This is a genomic window from Dactylosporangium sp. CS-047395, from assembly GCF_050942185.1.
Classification (GTDB): Bacteria; Actinomycetota; Actinomycetes; order Mycobacteriales; family Micromonosporaceae; genus Dactylosporangium.
In genome coordinates, this window is the sequence record NZ_CP192015.1 from 7,450,480 (window position 1) to 7,468,347 (window position 17,868).

Genomic DNA, 17,868 nt, shown 5'->3' on the forward strand with positions numbered 1-17,868 from the left:
TCGGAACCGTGCTGATCGGCCGGTCCCGCGAGCAGGAGCGGCTGCGCGCCCTCGCCGAGGCGGCCCGCGACGGGACCGGCGGCGCCCTGGTGCTGCGCGGCGGCCCCGGCATCGGCAAGACCGCCCTGCTGGACTGGCTGGCGGCCGCGTCGCCGATTCCGGTGCTGCGCGCCTCCGGGGCCGAGTTCGAGGCCGACCTGCCGTTCGCCGGGTTGAGCCAGCTGCTGCGCCCCGTCCTGAACCGCCTCGACCTGCTCCCCGATCCGCAGCGGGACGCCCTCGCCGGGGCGTTCGGGCTCGGGCCGGCCGCTGAGGCCGACCGGCTGCTCGTGGGGTTCGCGGTGCTGTCGCTGCTGGCCGAGGCCGGGCCGGTGCTGTGCCTGGTCGACGACGCCCAGTGGCTCGACTCCGTCTCCGCCGACGCGCTCCGCTTCGCCGCCCGCCGCCTCGGCGCGGAGGAGGTGGCGCTCGTCCTGGCCACCCGGCCGCCCGGCGCGGTGCCCGGCGTGCCGGTCCTCGATCTCGACGGGCTGGCCCGCGCCGACGCCGAACTGCTGCTCGGGGAGGGGCTCGATCAGGCGGTACGAGAGCGGCTCCTTTCCGAGGCGGAGGGCAATCCCCTCGCGCTGCTCGAACTGCCCCGCACCCCGGGCGACGGCGCCGGTGCGGTGTCCGAGCGGTTGCGGGCGGCGTTCCACGACCAGGTCGCCGCCCTGCCGCCGCCGGCGCGGGCCGCCCTGCTCGCCGTCGCCGCCTCGGACTCCGGGGACCTGGCCGTGGTGCTGCGGGTGGCCACGGCCGAGGACCTGCGCCCGGCCGAGGAGGCGCGGCTCGTCGAGGTCGCCGACGGGTCCGTGCGGTTCCGGCATCCCCTCGTCCGGGCGGCCGCCTACCACGGGGCCAGCCTCGCCGAACGGGTCGCCGTGCACCGCGCGCTGGCCGCCGCGCTCGACGGGGACCGGCGGGCCTGGCACCTGGCCGCGGCCGCCACCGGCCCCGACGAGGACGTGGCCGCGGCGCTGGAGGCGACCGCCGACGGGGCGCGGGCCCGGGGTGGCTACGGGGCCGCCGCGGCCGCCCTGGAGCGCGCGGCCGAGCTCAGCGACTCCCCGGGCGCGCAGGCGCGGCGGCTGCTGCTCGCCGCCGAGAACGGGCTCTTCGCCGGTGCGCCGCAGACCGCCGTGCGCCTGGCGGAGCGGGCGGGCGGGCTCGACACCGACCCGGCGTTCCTGGCCCGGGTCGGCTGGATCGAGGGGCAGGCCTGGTTCTGGCAGGGCGACTTCCGCACCGCCTACGACCTCATCGCCTACGGCGGCGCCTACCGGCGGGCGCTGCACCCGGCGTGGTACCTCGGCGAGCCCACCCTCGGCACCTGCCTGGACGCCCTCGGCGCCGACCCGGTCTCCGAATGGCTCGTCTCCGCCGCCCGGGGCCGCCCCGGTCCCCTGGCCGGGATCGCGGACCGGCGCACGGTCCTCGACCCGGCGGTACCGGCGCGGGATCTTGTCGAGTTGTGCGGGTTCGGGTTCGTCGCCGGCCAGGACGCCGCCGCCCACGAGCTGGCCGCCGCGCTGGTCGGCCGGTGCCGCGGCGAGGGGCTGGCCGGCCTGCTGCCGACCCTGCTGTTCTTCCAGGCCGAGGCCGAGCTGTTCGCGGGGCGGCACCGGGACGCGGCGGTCAGCACGGCCGAGGGTCTGGCGCTGGCCCGTGACGGCGGGCAGCCGCTGTGGATCAGCCAGCTGTCCGCGGTCGCCGCGGTGCTGGCCGCGCTCTCCGGCGACGAACCTGCGGCCCGGGCCGCGGTGGCCGACGCGCTCGCGGCCGCCGCGCCCGGTTGCCCACCGGCCGGTTTCGCCTGGGCCCAGTGGGCACTCGCCCTGCTGGACCTGGGCCAGGGCCGCCCCGAGGCGGCGATGCCCCGCCTGTCGCCCTTGCAGTCCGACCCCTACGCGCACCACGTCGTGGCCCACCGCGCAATCCCCGACCTGATCGAAGCGGCGGTCCGCGCCGGTTCATCGTCCACTGTGGACGGCGCACTGACCCGGCTGACGGTCTTCGCCGACCGCACCGGCCAGCCGTGGGCGCAGGCCCTCCTGCACCGCTGCCGCGCCCTGCTCACCGGCGACGAGCACGAGTTCGTGCTGTCGTTGAAGTTGCCGGCCCGCCCGTTCGAAAGAGCCAGAACGTCGCTCTTGTACGGCGAGTGGCTCCGTCGCGCCCGCCGCAAGTCCGACGCCCGCCGGGCCCTGCAACAGGCCCTGGAGACGTTCGACCGGCTGGCCGCGCACCCGTGGTCGGCGCGGGCGCGCACCGAGCTGGCGGCCACCGGCCTGCCGTCCTCACCGTCGGCACCGGAGCCGGCAGCGGCCCGGCTGACCCCGCAGGAGTTGCAGATCGCCCGCCTGGCCGCGCAGGGCCTGTCGAACCGCGACATCGCGGCACAGTTGTTCCTGAGCCCCAAGACCGTCGCATACCACTTGTACAAGGCCTACCCGAAACTCGGCGTCACGGCCCGCACCGACCTGGCCGCCCTGCCCCTCTGACCTTCGCGGGCGGTCTCGGGTGCGGCGTAGGGCTGGCCGGACCGTGGATCGGGGGGCCAGCACCATGGAACCGTGGCGGCCGGCTCCCTAGCGTCGGGCCCATGGCATCGACGGGGATTCGAGGATGGCTGCTGCTGTACGTGATCGCCCTGGGCGTGCAGGCGGCGCATGACCTGATGCTGACCGTCGCCGCCGTCATCATCAGCGCCCGCCCGTCACTGGCGGGGCTGGACTCGTTCGTGCCGCTCCCGTCGCTCGTCTTCTACGTGGCGAGCAATCTGGTGCTGGTGCTGTACACGGTCGTGCTGTACGTCCTGATGTTCCGCCGCCGCAGATCGGCCGTCGTCAACAACCACATCGTCAACGCCCTGGCGATCGTGTTCCTCGTGTGCTGGCACTTCCTCGGCATGAAGTCCACCCTGGGCACGGTGGTCGACAGCGTGCCGAGCCTGGTCGGCATCGGCTACGTCCTCACGTCCCGCCGGGTGCGCCAGACCTTCACCCCTGACCCGACCCGGCAACCTGCTCGTACAACGGCAGCGTCCAGTTCTTCATGACCGGTCACCATCACGTCGTGCTGATCGACGACCTGCGCTCGTTCGTCGACGGCCGCGAGGCCGACGTGGCCCGAACGAGCACGGCCGGCGTCGCGCTGCTGCACCGCTACCGCGACCGCCGCATCGACGAGCTGTGGCTCGACCACGACCTCGGCGGGGACGACACCATCTGGCCGGTCGTCGAACTCCTCGAACGCGCCGCCTTCGAGGAAACTCCGTTCGACATCGGCATCATCCACGTCCACTCCGCCAACCCGGCCGGCGCCGCGACCATGGTGCAGGCCCTGCTGCGCTGGGGCTACCACGTCCGCGTCGCGACGGGATCGTCGGCTGTGGCCTACCTGGACACGTGACCGTGCGGCGCCGGCCGGCGGCGGTCATCGCGGATTGACGTCTGTCGGTACGGTCGACGCGTGGACAACCCGCTGCTGGTGCACCGCATGCGCGCGCTGGTCGCTGTGCTCGTGTGCGGCTCCGCACTGTTCCAGATCCATGCGGTGGACACGTCGGGCCGCGTGGTGGTGTCGCGCACCGGCTGGGTGCTCGCGCTGGTCGTGGCGACGTACACGGCCGCGGGCTTGGCGACGGCGACCGCGGCGTACACCTTGTTCCAGCGCCGGCCGGAGCGCGCGAAGCTCTGGTCGAACATCGCGACCGCCTTCGCGATCGTCGTGATCCTGGGCTTCAGCTCGGGCTGGTTCCTCGGTCTCGCGGTCGACGACACCCTCTGAACGGCGCCCTCGTGGAGCTTCCCTCCGCGGTGGACGGCCGCTGTGACGTAGAGTCTGCCGTCGTGGCCGCCCCTCCCGTCCTGCGCGACGTCTTCAACGCCTACCGCCACCTCCACGGCGAGGAGCACGACGGCATGGTCTTCTCCGACGAACACGGCCCGCTCCAGCGGCTCGACGTGCTCGTCTACCGGCCCACCCCGGCCACCGACCTGACCACCTTCAGGACCATCGGCATGGCGGCCGCCGCGATGCCGTCCGCCCCGGGCCCCGGCGACGGCGGCCGCGCCGAACTCCAGCTCCGCCGCCGCGGGCAGCTCACGCGCGCCGACGAGGGCGCCATCGCGGTGCGGCTGGCCAACCTGGCGGTACACCCGTTCGCGACCGGCACGCAGCTCAACTGGGGCCACATGATCGGCCTCGGCGAGGACTTCCCGGCGTTCCCCGGCTGCCGGGCGGTGTTCCTCGCGGGGCCGCTCTCCGCCGACGGCCTGGACTACGTCGACACCGGCGAGGGCCCCGTCCGCATCATCAACGTCGTCCCGATCACCGACGCGGAACGGGAACACGGCCGGACGCTCCCGCCCGTCGAGTTCGCGCAGTGGCTCCTGGACCGGACCGACGTCTTCGCCGGACGCCAGCGGTAGCCGACGCTCAGTTCAAGGTGAAGGAGAAGGTCGCGCCCCGGCCGGGTTCGCTGGTGGCCCAGACCCGGCCGCCGTGGCGGTCGACGATGCGTTGGACCGTGGTCAGGCCGATACCCGTGCCCGGGTACTCGGAGGCGTCGTGCAACCGCCCGAACGGCCGGAACAGCTCCTCCGCCCGCTCCGCAGGAAACCCCGCCCCGTTGTCGCGCACGAAAAAGGCGCCGTCGTCGTGGCCGATGTCGATGGCCGGGTCGAGCGTACGGGAGGTGAACTTCCAGGCGTTGCCGACGAGGTTCGTGTACACCGCCCGCACCAGATCGCCGTCGCAGGCGGCGGTCATCCCGGCGGTGATGGTCACGCGCACCTTGCGGTCGGGGTCGCGCAGCCGCAGCTCGTCGATGACGTCCTCGGCCAGCGCCGACAGATCCACGGTACGCCGCTCGATCTGCCCCCGGTTCGCCCGTGCCAGTTGCAGCAGCGACTCGATGAGCGCGTTCATCCGGGTCGCGGCGCCGTGGATGCGGGTCAGGTGTTCGGCCGTTTCCGGCGGGGCGTCCTCGGCCAGCAGCTCGCTGTAGCTCAGGATCGTCTGCAGCGGCGACCGCAGATCGTGCGAGACCGACCCGCTGAACGCCTCGAGTTCGCGGTTGCGCCATTCCAGCTCCTCGACGAGTTCAGCCCTAGCCTCGGCGAAGCGGCGCGCCGCGCGTTCCTCCGCGGCCTCCATCTCGCGGCGGACGAGTTCGTCGCGGATGCGGCGGTTCTGCTCGTGGAGGTTCTGGCGGCGCAGGTGGGCGCGGATGTGGGCGCACAGCGTGCCCAGGCCGTCCGCGCGGTGGACATAGTCGTCGGCGCCGGCGGCCAGGCATTCCAGCAGCACGTCGTCCTCGCCGGCGATGATGACCGGCATGTCGCGCAGGCCGGGCACGGCGCGGATGCGGTCGCACAGGTCGCGGCCGTCGATGCCGGGCAGGTGCAGGTCGATGACGGTACAGTCGGCCGGCTGCACGGCGAGCATGGCCAGGGCGTCGTCGGCGCAGCGGGCCAGCACCGCCTCGAAGCCGTCCTCGTGCAGCAGGCCGGTCATCGTCTCCAGGTAGGCGGAGTCCGCGTCGACGAGCAGGACGCGCGGCGGGCGGGCGGCGCCGGCGTCGGGGAGCGGGAGGGCGGCGGCGCTTTTTCGCAGTACCGCCGCGAGCTTGGCGATGACGACCGCGAGATCCTCCTGTTTGCGCACGAACCCGTCCGCGCCCGCCTCCAGGATCTGCAGTTCGGTGCTGTAGTCGTCGGAGGCGGTCAGCAGCAGGCAGGGCACGTTGCGCAGGGCGGCGTCGAGGCGGACGCGGCGGATGACGGTGGCGCCGTCGATGCCGGGCAGGACGCCGTCGACGATGATCGCGTCGGGCGGGCGGACCCCGGCGACCCGCAGGCCCTCCTCGCCGCTGACCGCGACCGCGACGTCGTAGCCGGCGTCGTCGAGCCGCTGGCGCAGGACCTCGCGGAACGTGCGGCTGTCGTCGATGACGAGGACCAGGCTGCGGCCCTGCGCCTCCGGGCCCGAGCGGAGCAGGTCGCGGGCGCGGGCCACGACCACCGCGGCGTCGTACGGCTTGCCCACGTAGTCGTCGGCGCCGGTGCGCAGGCCGCGCAGCCGCTCGTGCACCTCGGCCTCGGTCGACAGCAGCAGCACGACCGCGTCGCCGTGGCGGGGGTCGGCGCGCAGCCGTCGCAGGAGGTCCACGCCGTCGCCGTCGGGCAGCCGGACGTCGAGCACGGCCACGTCGAACCGCTCGTGTGCGATCGCCGCGTCGGCCTCGCCGCACCCGGCGCACAGCACGGTGCGGAAGCCGCCGTCCTCGAACGCCTCGTGCAGGTCCATCCGCACGGTGAGGCTGTCGTCGACGATCAGGACGTTGTTCGCCACGCGGGCCCCCTTTCGAAGGAGGCCAGCGCGGCCAGCCGCGCGCCGATCTGCTCCGGCGGGAGGCTCTCGGCCGCGGCGCCGAGCGCGACCGCCTCCTTCGGCATGCCGTACACCACGCTGCTGGCCGCGTCCTGCGCGAACGTCAGCGCCCCGGCCCGGCGCAGCGCGAGCAGCCCGCCGGCGCCGTCGCGGCCCATCCCGGTGAGCAGGCACCCGGCCGCCGACCCGCCCAGGCCGGCGGCGAGCGACTCGAAGAGCGTGTCGACCGACGGGCGGCACGAGTGCCGGGGCGGGGCCGAGCTCAGGTGCAGGTGCCCGTCCTTCACGAGCAGGTGCAGGTCCGGCGGGGCCATCGTGACCCGCCCGCCGAGCGCGCCGAGCGCCTCCCCGCCGCGGGCGTACCCCACGACGTGCCCGGTCTGCTCGGCCAGCCAGCCGGTGTACGCCTGCGCGAAGGACTCGTTGGCCGAGAGGTGCTGCACGTACAGGACGGGGATCGCGAACCCGGCCGGCAGCGCCCGCAGCAGCCGCACGATCGCGCCCGGGCCGCCGGTCGAGGCGCCGATGGCGATGGCCCGGGTGGTGGCGGCCGCGGCGGGCCGGGCGGCGCGGACCGGCGGGGGCGTCGGGCCGGGGCGCCGTTTGGTGACCACGCGGATGCGGGAGACCACCTTGACCGCGGTGCGCAGCCGGCGGCCCCAGCTCGCGTCGCCCGCGTCGCCGCGCGGCTTCTCCAGCACGTCCACCGCGCCCGCGGCGAGCGCGTCGTAGGTGGTGAACAGCTCGCGGCGGTCGGCCGAGCAGACGACCAGGATCGGCGTGGGCGCGACGGCCATGATCTGCTCGGTGGCGACCAGGCCGGTCATCACCGGGAGCATGACGTCCATCGTGATGACGTCGGGCCGCAGCCGCCGGCACAGTTCGACCGCCTGCCCGCCGTCGGTCGCCTCGCCCACGATCTCGAATCCCTCGGCGGGCGTGAGGGCCTCGCGCAGGCAGCCCCGTACCGTCGCCGAATCCTCGACGATGAGCACTCTGATCATGCCGGGGCTCCCGCCAGCTCACGGATGCGCGCGAGCAGCTCCTCCTGGTCGAACGCGCTCTTGACCATGTAGGCGGCGGCGCCGGCGTCGGCACCGCGGCGGCGGTCCTCGGCCGAGGCGCGCGAGCTGACGAGGATGGCGGGGGTGGCGGCGGTCTGCGGGTCGGCCCGGGTCAGCTCGACGAACGCGAACCCGTCCAGGCCCGGCATGTCGATGTCGACCAGGAACAGCGCGTAGGGCCGCTGTCGGGCCCGCTCCAGGCCCTCCTCGGCGGAGGCGGCGAGCTCGACGCGGTACCCGGCGGACTCCAGGATCGACCGCTCCAGCATCCGGGTGGTGAGCGAGTCGTCGACGACCAGGATCGGGGGAAGCTCGCTCTTCGCGGCTTCCTCGGGCTCGACGGGCACGTGCGCACCACCCGCCGTGGCGGCCGCCGCGGCCAGCCCCGCCGGGTCCAGGACGATCCGCGGGTTGCCCTCCGCGTCGATGGAGACGCCGCCGACGACGGGCGCGGCCGGGGCCAGCTCGGGCAGCGGCCGCACGACGAGCGTGCTGGTGCCCAGCAGCCGGTCGGCGCCGACCGCGAAGACCTCGTCGCCGGCCGCGAGCACGACCGCGACCGCGCCGCCGTTGGGGTTGCCGTTCGGGGCGTCTGCCGGCAGTACCCGCGAAAGGGGCAGGAAGGTGAGCACCTTGCCGTCGTGGGCGAGGGCGCCCGCCATCGCCGCGGCCGCGTTCTCGACGGCGGGCAGCAGCACGCAGGTGCGCACGGCGTCCAGGGGCAGCGCGGCGAGCACCCCGCCGGCCTGCACGACGAGGCCGGAGAGCGAGACGAGGGCGAGCGGGACGACGAGCTCGACGGTGGTACCGCGGCCGGGCTCGGTGCTCACCGACACGTCCCCGCCGAGCCGCTCGGCGACGTCGCGCACCGCGTCGAGCCCGATGCCCCGCCCGGAGACGCCAGTGACCCGCTCGGACGTGGAGATGCCGCCCTGCATGAGCAGCCGCATCAGCTCCCGCACGTCGGCCTCGGCGCCGGCCGGGACGAGCCCGCGGCGTTCGGCCTGGCGGCGTACCGCGTCGAGATCGAACCCCCGCCCGTCGTCGCGGCAGCGGAACGCGGCGAACCGGCCCCGGCGGCGCACGTCGACGCTGACCCGGCCCTGGGCCGCCTTGCCGGCCGCGACCCGCTCGGCCTCGGGCTCCACGCCGTGGCTGACCGCGTTGCGCACGACGTGCAGCAGCGCGTTGCCGGCCTGGGCCAGCACGTGCGGGTCGAGGCGCAGGTCGCCGCCCTGGCTGTCGAACTGCACCTGCTTTCCCTCGGTACTGGCCACGTCGTACACGGCCCGGTGCAGCGTCGAGAGCACCGTGGCCGCCGGGACCAGCCGCAGCCGCTCGGCCCGGCCGCGGATGTCGTCGAGCTCGCGGGCGACCTGTTCGACGGTCTCGGTGAGGCGGCGGCCGAGGGTGGTCAGCTCGGCCGACAGGGCGCTCGCGGCGGGGGCGGCGCGCTCGCCGCGCAGCTGCTCGGCGAGGGTCTCGGCGGCTCGTCTGGCCTTGTCGAGGGACTCGGTGTGGGTGCGCAGCGGGGCGAAGCGGGCGTGGGCCTCGTCGACGGCCTCGAGGAGATCGTCGACGTCGGCGGTGGCCTCACGCTCCACGACTTCCGATTTTTCGGATATGTCGGTTTTTTCAGATATGGCGGGTTTGTCGAGCGCGACGACCTGCGCGTCCATGGCGTCCGTGATGCGCAGCAGATCGCCCGTGATAGCGGCGGGCGGCTCCGCTTCGCGATACGGCATGAGCAGTTCTTCGAGGGCGTGGGCCAGGTCGGCGAGGCCGGACTGCCGCACCACCCGGGCCGCGCCCTTGAGCGTGTGCGCGTGCCGCAGCAGCCGCGCCACCGGCTCCGTCCCGGCCCCGCCCTGCAGGTCCAGCACCCCCTGGCCCAGGTGGTCGACGAGCTCGCGGGCCTCGATCCGGAAGTACCGCAGCGGATCCTTCTCGTCGGTCATGTGCCGCTGTCCGCCGACACCAGGCGCAGCAGCGTGGTCGACAGGCCGGTCAGGTGCTCGGCGGTCTGCCGTGTCTGCACCGCGCTCGACTCGCTCTCCTGCGTCACCCGCGCGGTGTCGGTGACCGCCACGTTGACCTGCTCCACCGCGGTCGTCTGCTGCTTCGTCGACAGCTCGATCTCCCGGGCCGACTCGGTGGTGGTCGCCACCAGGTCGGCGATCTGCTGGAACGAGGCCGTCACGGCGTCGAACTGGCGGGCCCCGGCGTCGACCGCCTTGGCCCCGGTCTCGGTCGCCATCACCGTGGTGTTGACCGCGCCGCGCACGTCGTCGATGAGCGCGCGGATCTCCTTGGCGGATCCGGCGGTACGGTCGGCCAGCTTGCGGATCTCGTCCGCCACCACGGCGAACCGGCGGCCCCACTCCCCCGCCCCCGACGCCTCGATGGTCGCGTTGATGGCCAGGATGTTCGTCTGCTCGGCCAGCTCCGACACCAGGTCGACGACCCCGCCGATCTGCTGCGAGCGCTGCCCGAGCTCCAGCATGTGCTGCACGATCAGGTCGACCTGGCGGCGGATGGCGGCGATCGACGCGCGCGCCTCCTCGATCGTGGAGTCGCCGGACCCGGCCGCGGTCGCGGTGTCCTCGGCGATCTTCGCCACCCGCTGCGCCCCCTCGGAGATCTGCCGCGAGGTGATGAGCAGCTCCTCGATCGTCGTGGTGATCTCGCTCATCGCGGTCGCCTGCTCCCGGGCCCCGGTCGCCTGCTGCCCGGCCGAGGCCTCCAGCTGGGCCGAGGAGCTGCGGATGTGCCCGACGGTGCCGGCCACGTGGCGCTTGAGGGCGCGGGCCAGCAGCAGGCCGGAGACGACGCCGAACGCCACGGAGAGCCCGGCGAGCGCGATCACCACGCTGATCGAGACGGTGGCCCGGTTCGAGGCGGCGTCCTGGGCCGTGCGCAGGTCGCGGTCGAGCAGGGTGGTGAGCGCGGTGATCTGGCGGTCGAGGTTGTCGCGCTGCGGTACCACCGTGGTCTCGAACGCGGCCGAGATCTGCTCCAGGTTCTCCCCGGGCTGGTCGCGGCGGCCGATGACGTCCTGCAGCACCTCCTGGTGGCGCTGCTCGCCGGCCACCGCCTGGTCGAGCAGGTCGCGCTCCTCGGCGGTGGTGAGCACGTCGCGGACCCGCCCGGCCGCGGCCGAGAACTGGGCGCGGCTGGCGGTGATCTGCTGGGCGTACTGCGAGTCGCCGGTCAGCAGGTACGCCCGCCCGGCGCTGCTCTTGGCCTCCACGGCGACCCGCAGCTCCTGCGCGGCCGCGAGCCCCTTGACGCCGACGTCGATGACCTCGTCCTTGGCCGACGCCACGGTGCTGAGCGCCCACACCGTCACCGCGCCGGTGATCAGCGTCAGTGCCGCGGTGACGGCGAATCCCAGCCCGAGCCGCTGCCCGTACGTCCACTCTCGTGCCATGTCCCGCCCTATCGTTCTGCCCCGAATCCCGTCACGGCCTCCACCGACGCCCGCACCGCGGCGCGCACCGACGGCACGTCGACGATGGGCCGGGCGCCGTCCGGCAGCGGGACGATCCCGCGCAGGCACCCGTGCGGCCCGTGGCCGTCGGCCTCCTCGATGAGCGCGTCGCTGGGGACGCGCAGGTGCCCGTCGAGCCCGGCGAACGCGAGCGCGACGGCGGGCTGGCCGGCCGCGAGCACCAGCCACCGCGCGCCGTCCTCCTCCCCGGCGCTCATCGCGGCGGCACCGAGCACCGCCGCCAGGTCGTACACCGGCACGATGGCGCCGCGGAAGCCGGCCACCCCGAGCAGCGCGCCGAGCGGGCCGGGGAGCCGGGTCACCGGCCGGTCGGGGAAGAGACCGGCGGCCTGGGTGAGGCGCAGGGCGTACCGGACGCCACCGGCCCGGATCGCGAGGAGGTCGTCGTGCCCGGCGACGGCGCTGCGGGGCGGGTCGGCGAACGACTTGTCGAACTCGTCCCGCAGCTCGGCGAGCCGCGTCTCCAGGCGCCCCCGGCCTTTGCGCTCAGGGGCCGTGGTCGCCGGCGCGGTCACGACACGGCCGCCAGCTCGGCCCGGCACAGCGCGATCAGCGCCCCGCGCCCGAAGCCGCCGCCGAACAGCGCGATGCGTTCCTCGGTTTCCGACCGCAGCAGGTGTACCGCCTGATCCAGCTCCTGCTCCGCCGTGCGCCGGTCCCCGAAGCGCCGGGCGAGCAACCCCAGCCGCAGCCGCGGGATCGCGAACCCCGGGTCGAGCTGCGCGGCGAGGCGATGCTCGCGCTGCGCCTCCTCGTGCCGCTCGTCGCCCTCGTGACAGTCGCCGAGCAGCTGGTGCGCGTCGGCGAACAGCGCGTCGCGCTCCAGCATCCGCCGGCACAGGTCCGCCGCCCGCCCGGTGTCCCCGAGCGCCGCGAGCAGGCACCCGCGCATCAGCCACGTCTCCGGCCGGTCCGCCTCGGCCCCGGTGACGGCGTCGAGCACCTCCAGCGCGTCGCCGAAGCGCTCCTGACCCAGCAGCGCCATGGCCTGTTCACGCGGCCGCGCACGGACCGCCGGCGCGGGCTCGGGCGCGGACCGGGCCCGCTCCTCCCGCTCGTAGTAGAACGTCCCGTGCGAGTGGTGCACGGCGAGCCCCGGCGGCCGCAACCCGAGCGAGTCGGTGTGCCCGAGGAACAGGAACCCGCCCGGCGCCAGGCTTCTGGTGATCCGCTCCACCACGGTGTGCGCCGTGTCGGGCGTCAGATACATGAGCAGATTGCGGCAGAACACGATGTCGTACTGCCCGGGCGCGAACAGCACCGCATCGTCCCGCGCCACGTTGTGCTCCACGAACCGCACCCGCCCCCGCAGCCGCGCATCGATCTCGACCCCGTCCCCGGCCGGCCGGAACCACTTCTGCCGCACCGTTTCGGGCGTCTCCCGCAGCGACCACAGCGAGTACCGCCCCGCCATCGCCTTGCGCAGCGCCCCCCGGTTCACGTCCAGCCCGACGATCGAGGTCGCCCAGGCCTCGGGCACCCGCCCGGCCGCGACGACGGCCAGGCTGTAGGCCTCCTCGCCGGTCGAGCACCCGACGGACAGCATGTCGAGCCGCCGCCGCTCCTGGTTGGCCCGCATCCGAGCCGGCAGCGCCACGTCGGCGAGGGCCCGGAACTGCTCGACGTTGCGGAAGAAGTACGTCTCGTTGACCGTCAACGCCTCGGCCAGCGCGGCCAGCTCCGCACTCCAGGCCGTGGTGAGCCGATCGAGGTACCCGCGATCGGTGAGCCCGTGCTGGGTGGCCCGCTGCTGCAGGATCTCCCCGAGCAGCCCGTCCTTCTTCTCGTCGAACGCCATCCCGAGCCGCTCCCCGAGCAGCTGCCGAAGCCGCAGCACCGGCCCTAACCCGCCGCCGTCCCGGTGCGCCCCCGGCTCCCGCCGGCCACCCGTCTCACGCGGCGGCATGCTGCACCGCCCCGGCATGCAACAGCGCCGTCTCCGGACTCAGAAACAGCAGCGGCTGCCCGACGAGCACCCCGACCGCCTCGACCAGCGACCCGGCCACGGGCGACGGCTGCGCCGCGGACCGATGAATCGACCGAACCCCCAACACCGGTCCGGTGGCGAGCGCGACGGTACCCCCGGGCGTGTCCACGGTCACGAACCGGCTGGGCTCAGCCCCCGGATCCCCGACGAGCGCGGCGGTGTCGACAACGGGCACCGCGGCCCCACGGATCACGGCGACCCCGAGCAGCCCCCCACCGCTCCCGGCCACCGGCTGCACCGGCAACGGCCGCACCGTCTCCAGCACCGCCTCGAGCGGCACCGCGCACAACAGCCTTCCCACGCCGAAGATGAGCTGATCCTGCATCCGATCACCCGCCCTTGATCACCCGCGCTGGCCACAGAATATGACGGCAAACGCGGCAAATGCTCGGTTTGCGGCAACCCGGCCCACCCCATGCCTGCCAACACAGTCACCCGGCCGCCGCACGCCTTGCTCACCGCGAAGACCACCGCCACAGGCGCCACAGCGTCACACGGTCGCCGGACGCCACGCGCCGCCTCACTGGTCGCCGCCTCGCCGCGACCACCAGCGCCGCAGCGTCCCCGATCGCCGGGCGCCTTCTCACCGCGAAAGCCGGCGTCACAGCGTCATGCGGTCGCCGGGTGTCTTCTCGCCGCGACAGCCGGCGTCACAGCGTCACAGCGTCACGCGGTTGCCGGGCGCCGCCTCGCCGCGAACACCAGTGCCGCCGCCTGCACCGCGAGCGTGATGACGAGCGCCAGCCCGAACGCCGCGTAGGTCCCGGCGCGCTCGACCAAGAGCGCCACCGCGAGGCAGAACACCGTGAACCCCACGAGTCCACCGGGCACGCCGCGCAGCATCCGCACCGCCCCGCCGGCACCGTCCCGGGCGAGCGCGAACGCGGCCACAACACTCGTCGCGATCGGGAACGGCGCCAGCACCCCGGTCGCGGCCGGCCCGATCGCCTCCGCCGCCCCGGTCACGGTCAGCACAAGCACGGCGGTCGCGACGGCCCGCGCCGGCAGATCCCACCACGGCGGTTGCCGCACCACCGCACCGCCTGACTCGGCCACCGGTCCACGTGCCACCGCGGACTCGGGGGACGTCCCCTCCATCGCAGCTGCCATCGATGCTGTCGGGGCCTCGTTCACCAGCGCAGGCTCGAACTCGGCGGGCTCGGACTCAACCGGTTCGAATTCAGCTGGCTCGGGCAGGGGCAGCGCGCGAGCGGCGAGCCAGGCCGAGGCGAGCACAAGTGGTGCGGCCAGCAGTGGCGGGACGGTGAGGCGGGCCAGCACCACGTCCGCGGCCAGGCATGCCGCCCAGGCCAGCGCGAGGGCGGCCGGCCAGCGCAGCCGCTGGGCCGCGCGGCCGAAGACGGCGACGAACAGGGCGAGCGAGATCAGCCCGAGCAGTGATGCCCCGGCCGCGCGGGTGCCGAAGGTGGGGCCGTGGTCGAGGCAGGTGATGAGCAGGATCGGGCCGGCGACGATGGGCAGGGCGACGAGTACGCCGGAAACCTGGGCGCCCCACCGCCTTCCGGCCAGCGAGGAGGCGACGACCAGCAGCGGCGCGAGCGACAGTTTCAGCAGCAGTGTCACTTGCCGGAAGCCTACGCGATCGAACGATAGAGTCCTCTGCGTGGATAGCGAAGAGCCTCGCCGCCGGCCTGCGGTGCGCATTGTGTGTCTGGATGGGGCACAACGGGTACTGTTGCTGCATTGGAAGGATCCCTTCGACGGCTCCTCGGTGTGGGAGCCGCCCGGCGGGGGCATCGACCCGGGTGAGACGCCGCTGCAGACGGCGCGGCGGGAGCTCGGCGAGGAGACCGGACTGTCCGGCGACGCGGTGGTGGCCGACCGGTTCGTGCAGGTCGAGCGGGACATGACGTGGAACGGCCGGCGCATCGTCGGGCCGGAGCAGTTCTTCCTGGCACGCTTCGCCGAGGAGCGCCCGGAGCTGGTGCGCACCGGCCTGATGCCGGACGAGCAGGACAACCTGCACGGCCACGCGTGGCACGACCCGGCCGCCCTCGACGCGCTCGCCGCCGGGCTGCGGCGGCCGGACCGGTTCGAGCCGCCGGAGCTGCGCTCGGTGCTCGCCGCGCTCACCGACCCCGACGGGCCCGGCCCCTGGACGCTGCCTGCCGCCTGACCCCGCACCCACCCGACCGCACGACACAAACGCCGCACGACACAAACGCCGCACGACACAAACGCCGCACGACACAAACGGCGCGCGGCACAAACGGCGCACGACACAAACGGCGCGCGGCACAAACGGGCGCACGACACAAACGGCGCACCACACGGACGGCGCGCGAAAGCAGAAGACGTCAGCGGGGCGAGCGGATCAGCAGGTTCGCCACCACCTCGTCCGGGCCGGTCGCCTCGTAGAGATGCGGGACGTCGGCCCGGAACGTCACGTGCTCGCCCGCCCCCGCCGAGAGGGGAGCGTCTTCGGGGCCAGCGCGGAGGAGCCCGCCGTACACCGTGATGTGCTCGCTGACGCCCCTCGCGTGGGCCGGTGAATGCTGGATCACCCCCGGCCGCACGCGCATCCAGAACAGCTCGAACGTGGCGCCCGGCTCCTCGAAGACCTCCAGCAGCGTCGCGGTCACGGCCGCCCCGCGCACGTCCGCCGCCAGCGCCGGGGGGTCGCCGGGTTTCAGGACCAGAGCCGTCAACGGTACCCCCAGAGCCCCCGCCACCGCGTACAACGTCTCCAGGGTCGGGTTGCGCGTCCCGTGCTCCAGCCCCGACAGGGTCGCCTTGCCGATCCCGGCCGCCCGCGCGAGCGCCGACAGCGAGAGCCCCCGCGCCTCGCGCATCAGCCGCAGCCGCTCCCCCACCGCCCCGTCCCCCGAGGCCCGGCTTGTCCCGCGCACGCTCATGTGGCTATTGTTGCGTTCCGTTTACGGAACGATCCAGTCGAGGGGGCGACCATGCGGCAGGCGCTGCCGGCGGTGCTGGCCGGGCTGGTGAGTGCGCTCGTCGGCTACGCCAGTTCGTTCACCGTCGTGCTGGCCGGGCTCCGGGCCGTCGGGGCGAGTCCGGCTCAGGCCGCGTCGGGGCTGCTCGCGGTCTGCGTGGCGATCGGCGTCACGGCGATCGCGCTCGGCGTGCGGTACAAGATGCCGATCTCGATCGCCTGGTCGACGCCCGGCGCGGCGCTGCTCGCGGCGACCGGCACGGTGCCCGGGGGCTGGCCGGCGGCGGTCGGGGCGTTCCTGGTCAGTGCGGCGCTCATGGTCCTCGCGGGGCTGCTGCCGTGGCTCGGCCGGGCCATCGCCGCCATTCCGCGGCCGATCGCGGGGGCCATGCTCGCCGGCGTCATTCTCAGCCTGTGCACCGCGCCGGTACGCGCGATGGTCGATCTCCCCCTGCTCGCCACCCCGGTCGTGCTCACGTGGGCGGTGCTGTTCCGCTTCGCGCGGCAGTGGGCGGTGCCGGGCGCGCTCGTCGCGGCCGTGGCGGCGATCGCGGTGCACGGGGCGGGCGGCTCGCTCGCCGGCGCCGGGCTGCGGCCCGATCCGGTGCTGACCGTGCCCACCCTGAACCTGTCCGTCGTCGTGAGCATCGCGATCCCGTTGTTCCTGGTCACCATGGCCGCGCAGAACGTGCCCGGGATGGCGGTGATGGCCACGTACGGGTACACGCCGCCGCTCCGCCCGATCCTCGTCGCCACCGGGGTCGCCAGTGCGCTCGCCGCACCGTTCGGCGGGCACGCGGTCAACCTGGCCGCGATCACCGCCGCCCTCACCGCCGGGCCCGACACCCACCCGGACCCGCGCCGGCGCTGGATCGCGACGGTGGCCCTGGGCAGCGGGCAGCTCGCGCTCGGCCTCGGCGCCGCGCTCGCCATGGCGCTCGTCCTGCTGTCGCCGCCGATCCTGGTCGTGGCGGTGGCCGGGCTGGCGCTGCTGCCGGCGCTCGGGTCGTCGCTCGCCTCCGCCGTGACCGAGGCGGAGGGGCGCGAGGCGGCGGTCGTCACGTTCGTGGTCACCGCCTCCGGCGCGACCATCCTCGGGATCGGCTCGGCATTCTGGGGCCTGGTCGCGGGCGGGCTGACGTACCTGCTGCTGCACCGCCGCACGCCGGCACCGCCCGCCCCAGCCCCCGCACCCGCCTCTGCCGCGGAGCCGAAACCCGAGCCGGAGACCGAGCCGGAGACCGAGCCGGAGACCGAGCCGGAGACGAAGCAAGAACCGCGACCGGAGCAAGAACCGGAGCCGGCCGGACGCGACGGCGGGATCAGGCCAGGGCGCCGGGGCTGATCCGGTCGCCGCGCATGGCCTGGGCGCCGTCGACCGGGTCGGCCGAGACCTCCCACCTGGTCCACCACTCGCGGTCCGGCAGCTCGCCCGAGGCCCGGACGAAGTCGTGCAGCACCGCCAGGTCGTGCGCGTCCGCCGAGAGGCCCGCGGCGTGCACGATCGTCTCCAGTTCGCGCCGGCGCGCCTCCATGACCACGCCGACCAGGTCGCGGCCGGCCGGGGTGAGGCCGAGCCAGATCGAGCGGCGGTCGTTGTGCCGGTGGAAGCGGTGCACGAGCGACTTGCGCACGAGCCGGTCGCACATGCGGGTCAGCGTCGACGGGGCCACGCCCAGCTCGCGGGCCAGCACGGCGCTGCGCTGCGGGCCGGCGCCGGCGAGCAGGACCAGCGTGCGGTACTGCGGCAGCGTCACATCCGCCCCGAGCGTCGCGAGGTTGCGGGCGGCGAGCGCGACCATGGCGCGGCTCACCGAGAGCAGCGCCTCGACGATCGGGTCGGTCGTTGTCACGGCGCAATCGTTGCATGAGCGGCGCGCTGGTGGGGACCGGTCATACACGGCGCGCGGGCTGGATCCGGGAAGCGAACGTGGACTATGGTGGTCGCGATTAT

The 17,868-nt window shown here is 74.4% G+C and carries 17 protein-coding genes; 7 read left to right on the forward strand and 10 right to left on the reverse strand.

All coding sequences use genetic code 11. The annotated features are described in order from the left end of the window. The first annotated feature begins 8 nt into the window (after positions 1–8). The 5 genes from ACQP00_RS35060 to ACQP00_RS35080 all read left to right on the forward strand — a co-directional run bounded on the left by ACQP00_RS35060 (position 9) and on the right by ACQP00_RS35080 (position 4,475). Positions 9–2,543, forward strand: a complete 2,535-nt coding sequence (locus ACQP00_RS35060; RefSeq protein WP_433203956.1) for an AAA family ATPase — start codon at positions 9–11, stop codon at positions 2,541–2,543. 101 nt (positions 2,544–2,644) lie between these two features. Next, a complete protein-coding gene (locus ACQP00_RS35065) occupies positions 2,645–3,100 on the forward strand; it encodes a DUF2569 family protein (RefSeq protein ID WP_433203959.1) in 456 nt (151 codons plus the stop codon). Continuing rightward, complete coding sequence (locus ACQP00_RS35070) at positions 3,097–3,453, forward strand: cyclic-phosphate processing receiver domain-containing protein (protein ID WP_433203962.1); 357 nt, start codon at positions 3,097–3,099, stop codon at positions 3,451–3,453. Before ACQP00_RS35065 ends, ACQP00_RS35070 begins: the two co-directional genes overlap by 4 nt. Positions 3,454–3,513: 60 nt before the next feature. After that, the gene (locus tag ACQP00_RS35075; protein WP_433203965.1) at positions 3,514–3,831 is read left to right on the forward strand and encodes a hypothetical protein; all 318 of its coding nucleotides are present in this window, start codon (positions 3,514–3,516) and stop codon (positions 3,829–3,831) included. A 62-nt stretch (positions 3,832–3,893) separates the two neighbouring features. Next, complete coding sequence (locus ACQP00_RS35080; RefSeq protein WP_433203968.1) at positions 3,894–4,475, forward strand: suppressor of fused domain protein; 582 nt, start codon at positions 3,894–3,896, stop codon at positions 4,473–4,475. A 7-nt stretch (positions 4,476–4,482) separates the two neighbouring features. On the opposite strand, the gene ACQP00_RS35085 is transcribed toward ACQP00_RS35080, so the two are convergent. The 8 genes from ACQP00_RS35085 to ACQP00_RS35120 all read right to left on the reverse strand — a co-directional run bounded on the left by ACQP00_RS35085 (position 4,483) and on the right by ACQP00_RS35120 (position 14,584). After that, the gene (locus tag ACQP00_RS35085; RefSeq protein ID WP_433203971.1) at positions 4,483–6,399 is read right to left on the reverse strand and encodes a response regulator; all 1,917 of its coding nucleotides are present in this window, start codon (positions 6,397–6,399) and stop codon (positions 4,483–4,485) included. Beyond that, positions 6,381–7,442: a chemotaxis protein CheB gene (locus ACQP00_RS35090; RefSeq protein WP_433203974.1), complete on the reverse strand. Its 1,062-nt coding sequence runs from the start codon at positions 7,440–7,442 to the stop codon at positions 6,381–6,383. Before ACQP00_RS35090 ends, ACQP00_RS35085 begins: the two co-directional genes overlap by 19 nt. Then, the gene (locus ACQP00_RS35095) at positions 7,439–9,460 is read right to left on the reverse strand and encodes a hybrid sensor histidine kinase/response regulator (protein ID WP_433203977.1); all 2,022 of its coding nucleotides are present in this window, start codon (positions 9,458–9,460) and stop codon (positions 7,439–7,441) included. The genes ACQP00_RS35090 and ACQP00_RS35095 overlap by 4 nt, the downstream gene beginning before the upstream one ends. Further along, positions 9,457–10,932 (reverse strand): methyl-accepting chemotaxis protein, encoded by a 1,476-nt coding sequence (locus tag ACQP00_RS35100; RefSeq protein WP_433203980.1) that lies wholly within the window; start codon positions 10,930–10,932, stop codon positions 9,457–9,459. Before ACQP00_RS35100 ends, ACQP00_RS35095 begins: the two co-directional genes overlap by 4 nt. An 8-nt stretch (positions 10,933–10,940) precedes the next feature. Then, on the reverse strand, positions 10,941–11,528 hold the full coding sequence (locus ACQP00_RS35105; RefSeq protein WP_433203983.1) for a chemotaxis protein CheW: 588 nt from the start codon (positions 11,526–11,528) through the stop codon (positions 10,941–10,943). Then, positions 11,525–12,850: a CheR family methyltransferase gene (locus ACQP00_RS35110; RefSeq protein WP_433203986.1), complete on the reverse strand. Its 1,326-nt coding sequence runs from the start codon at positions 12,848–12,850 to the stop codon at positions 11,525–11,527. The genes ACQP00_RS35105 and ACQP00_RS35110 overlap by 4 nt, the downstream gene beginning before the upstream one ends. Before the next feature lie 55 nt (positions 12,851–12,905). Beyond that, positions 12,906–13,325 carry a chemotaxis protein CheW gene (locus ACQP00_RS35115; protein ID WP_433203989.1) on the reverse strand — a complete coding sequence of 140 codons (420 nt, stop codon included), beginning with the start codon at positions 13,323–13,325 and terminating at the stop codon, positions 12,906–12,908. A 341-nt stretch (positions 13,326–13,666) separates the two neighbouring features. Next, positions 13,667–14,584, reverse strand: coding sequence for a hypothetical protein (locus ACQP00_RS35120; protein WP_433203992.1), 918 nt, complete (start codon positions 14,582–14,584; stop codon positions 13,667–13,669). 40 nt (positions 14,585–14,624) lie between these two features. Between ACQP00_RS35120 and ACQP00_RS35125 the strand changes: the two genes are divergently transcribed. Next, positions 14,625–15,137 (forward strand): NUDIX domain-containing protein, encoded by a 513-nt coding sequence (locus ACQP00_RS35125; protein ID WP_433203995.1) that lies wholly within the window; start codon positions 14,625–14,627, stop codon positions 15,135–15,137. 181 nt (positions 15,138–15,318) lie between these two features. Here ACQP00_RS35125 and ACQP00_RS35130 read toward each other — a convergent pair whose 3' ends face one another. Continuing rightward, positions 15,319–15,876 carry a helix-turn-helix domain-containing protein gene (locus ACQP00_RS35130; RefSeq protein WP_433203998.1) on the reverse strand — a complete coding sequence of 186 codons (558 nt, stop codon included), beginning with the start codon at positions 15,874–15,876 and terminating at the stop codon, positions 15,319–15,321. A 51-nt stretch (positions 15,877–15,927) separates the two neighbouring features. Here ACQP00_RS35130 and ACQP00_RS35135 point away from each other — a divergent pair, with 51 nt between their 5' ends. Then, on the forward strand, positions 15,928–17,259 hold the full coding sequence (locus ACQP00_RS35135; RefSeq protein ID WP_433204001.1) for a benzoate/H(+) symporter BenE family transporter: 1,332 nt from the start codon (positions 15,928–15,930) through the stop codon (positions 17,257–17,259). Here ACQP00_RS35135 and ACQP00_RS35140 read toward each other — a convergent pair. Next, positions 17,237–17,767, reverse strand: coding sequence for a MarR family winged helix-turn-helix transcriptional regulator (locus ACQP00_RS35140; RefSeq protein ID WP_433204004.1), 531 nt, complete (start codon positions 17,765–17,767; stop codon positions 17,237–17,239). The two genes, ACQP00_RS35135 and ACQP00_RS35140, sit on opposite strands and share 23 nt — an antisense overlap. Positions 17,768–17,868: the final 101 nt, after the last annotated feature.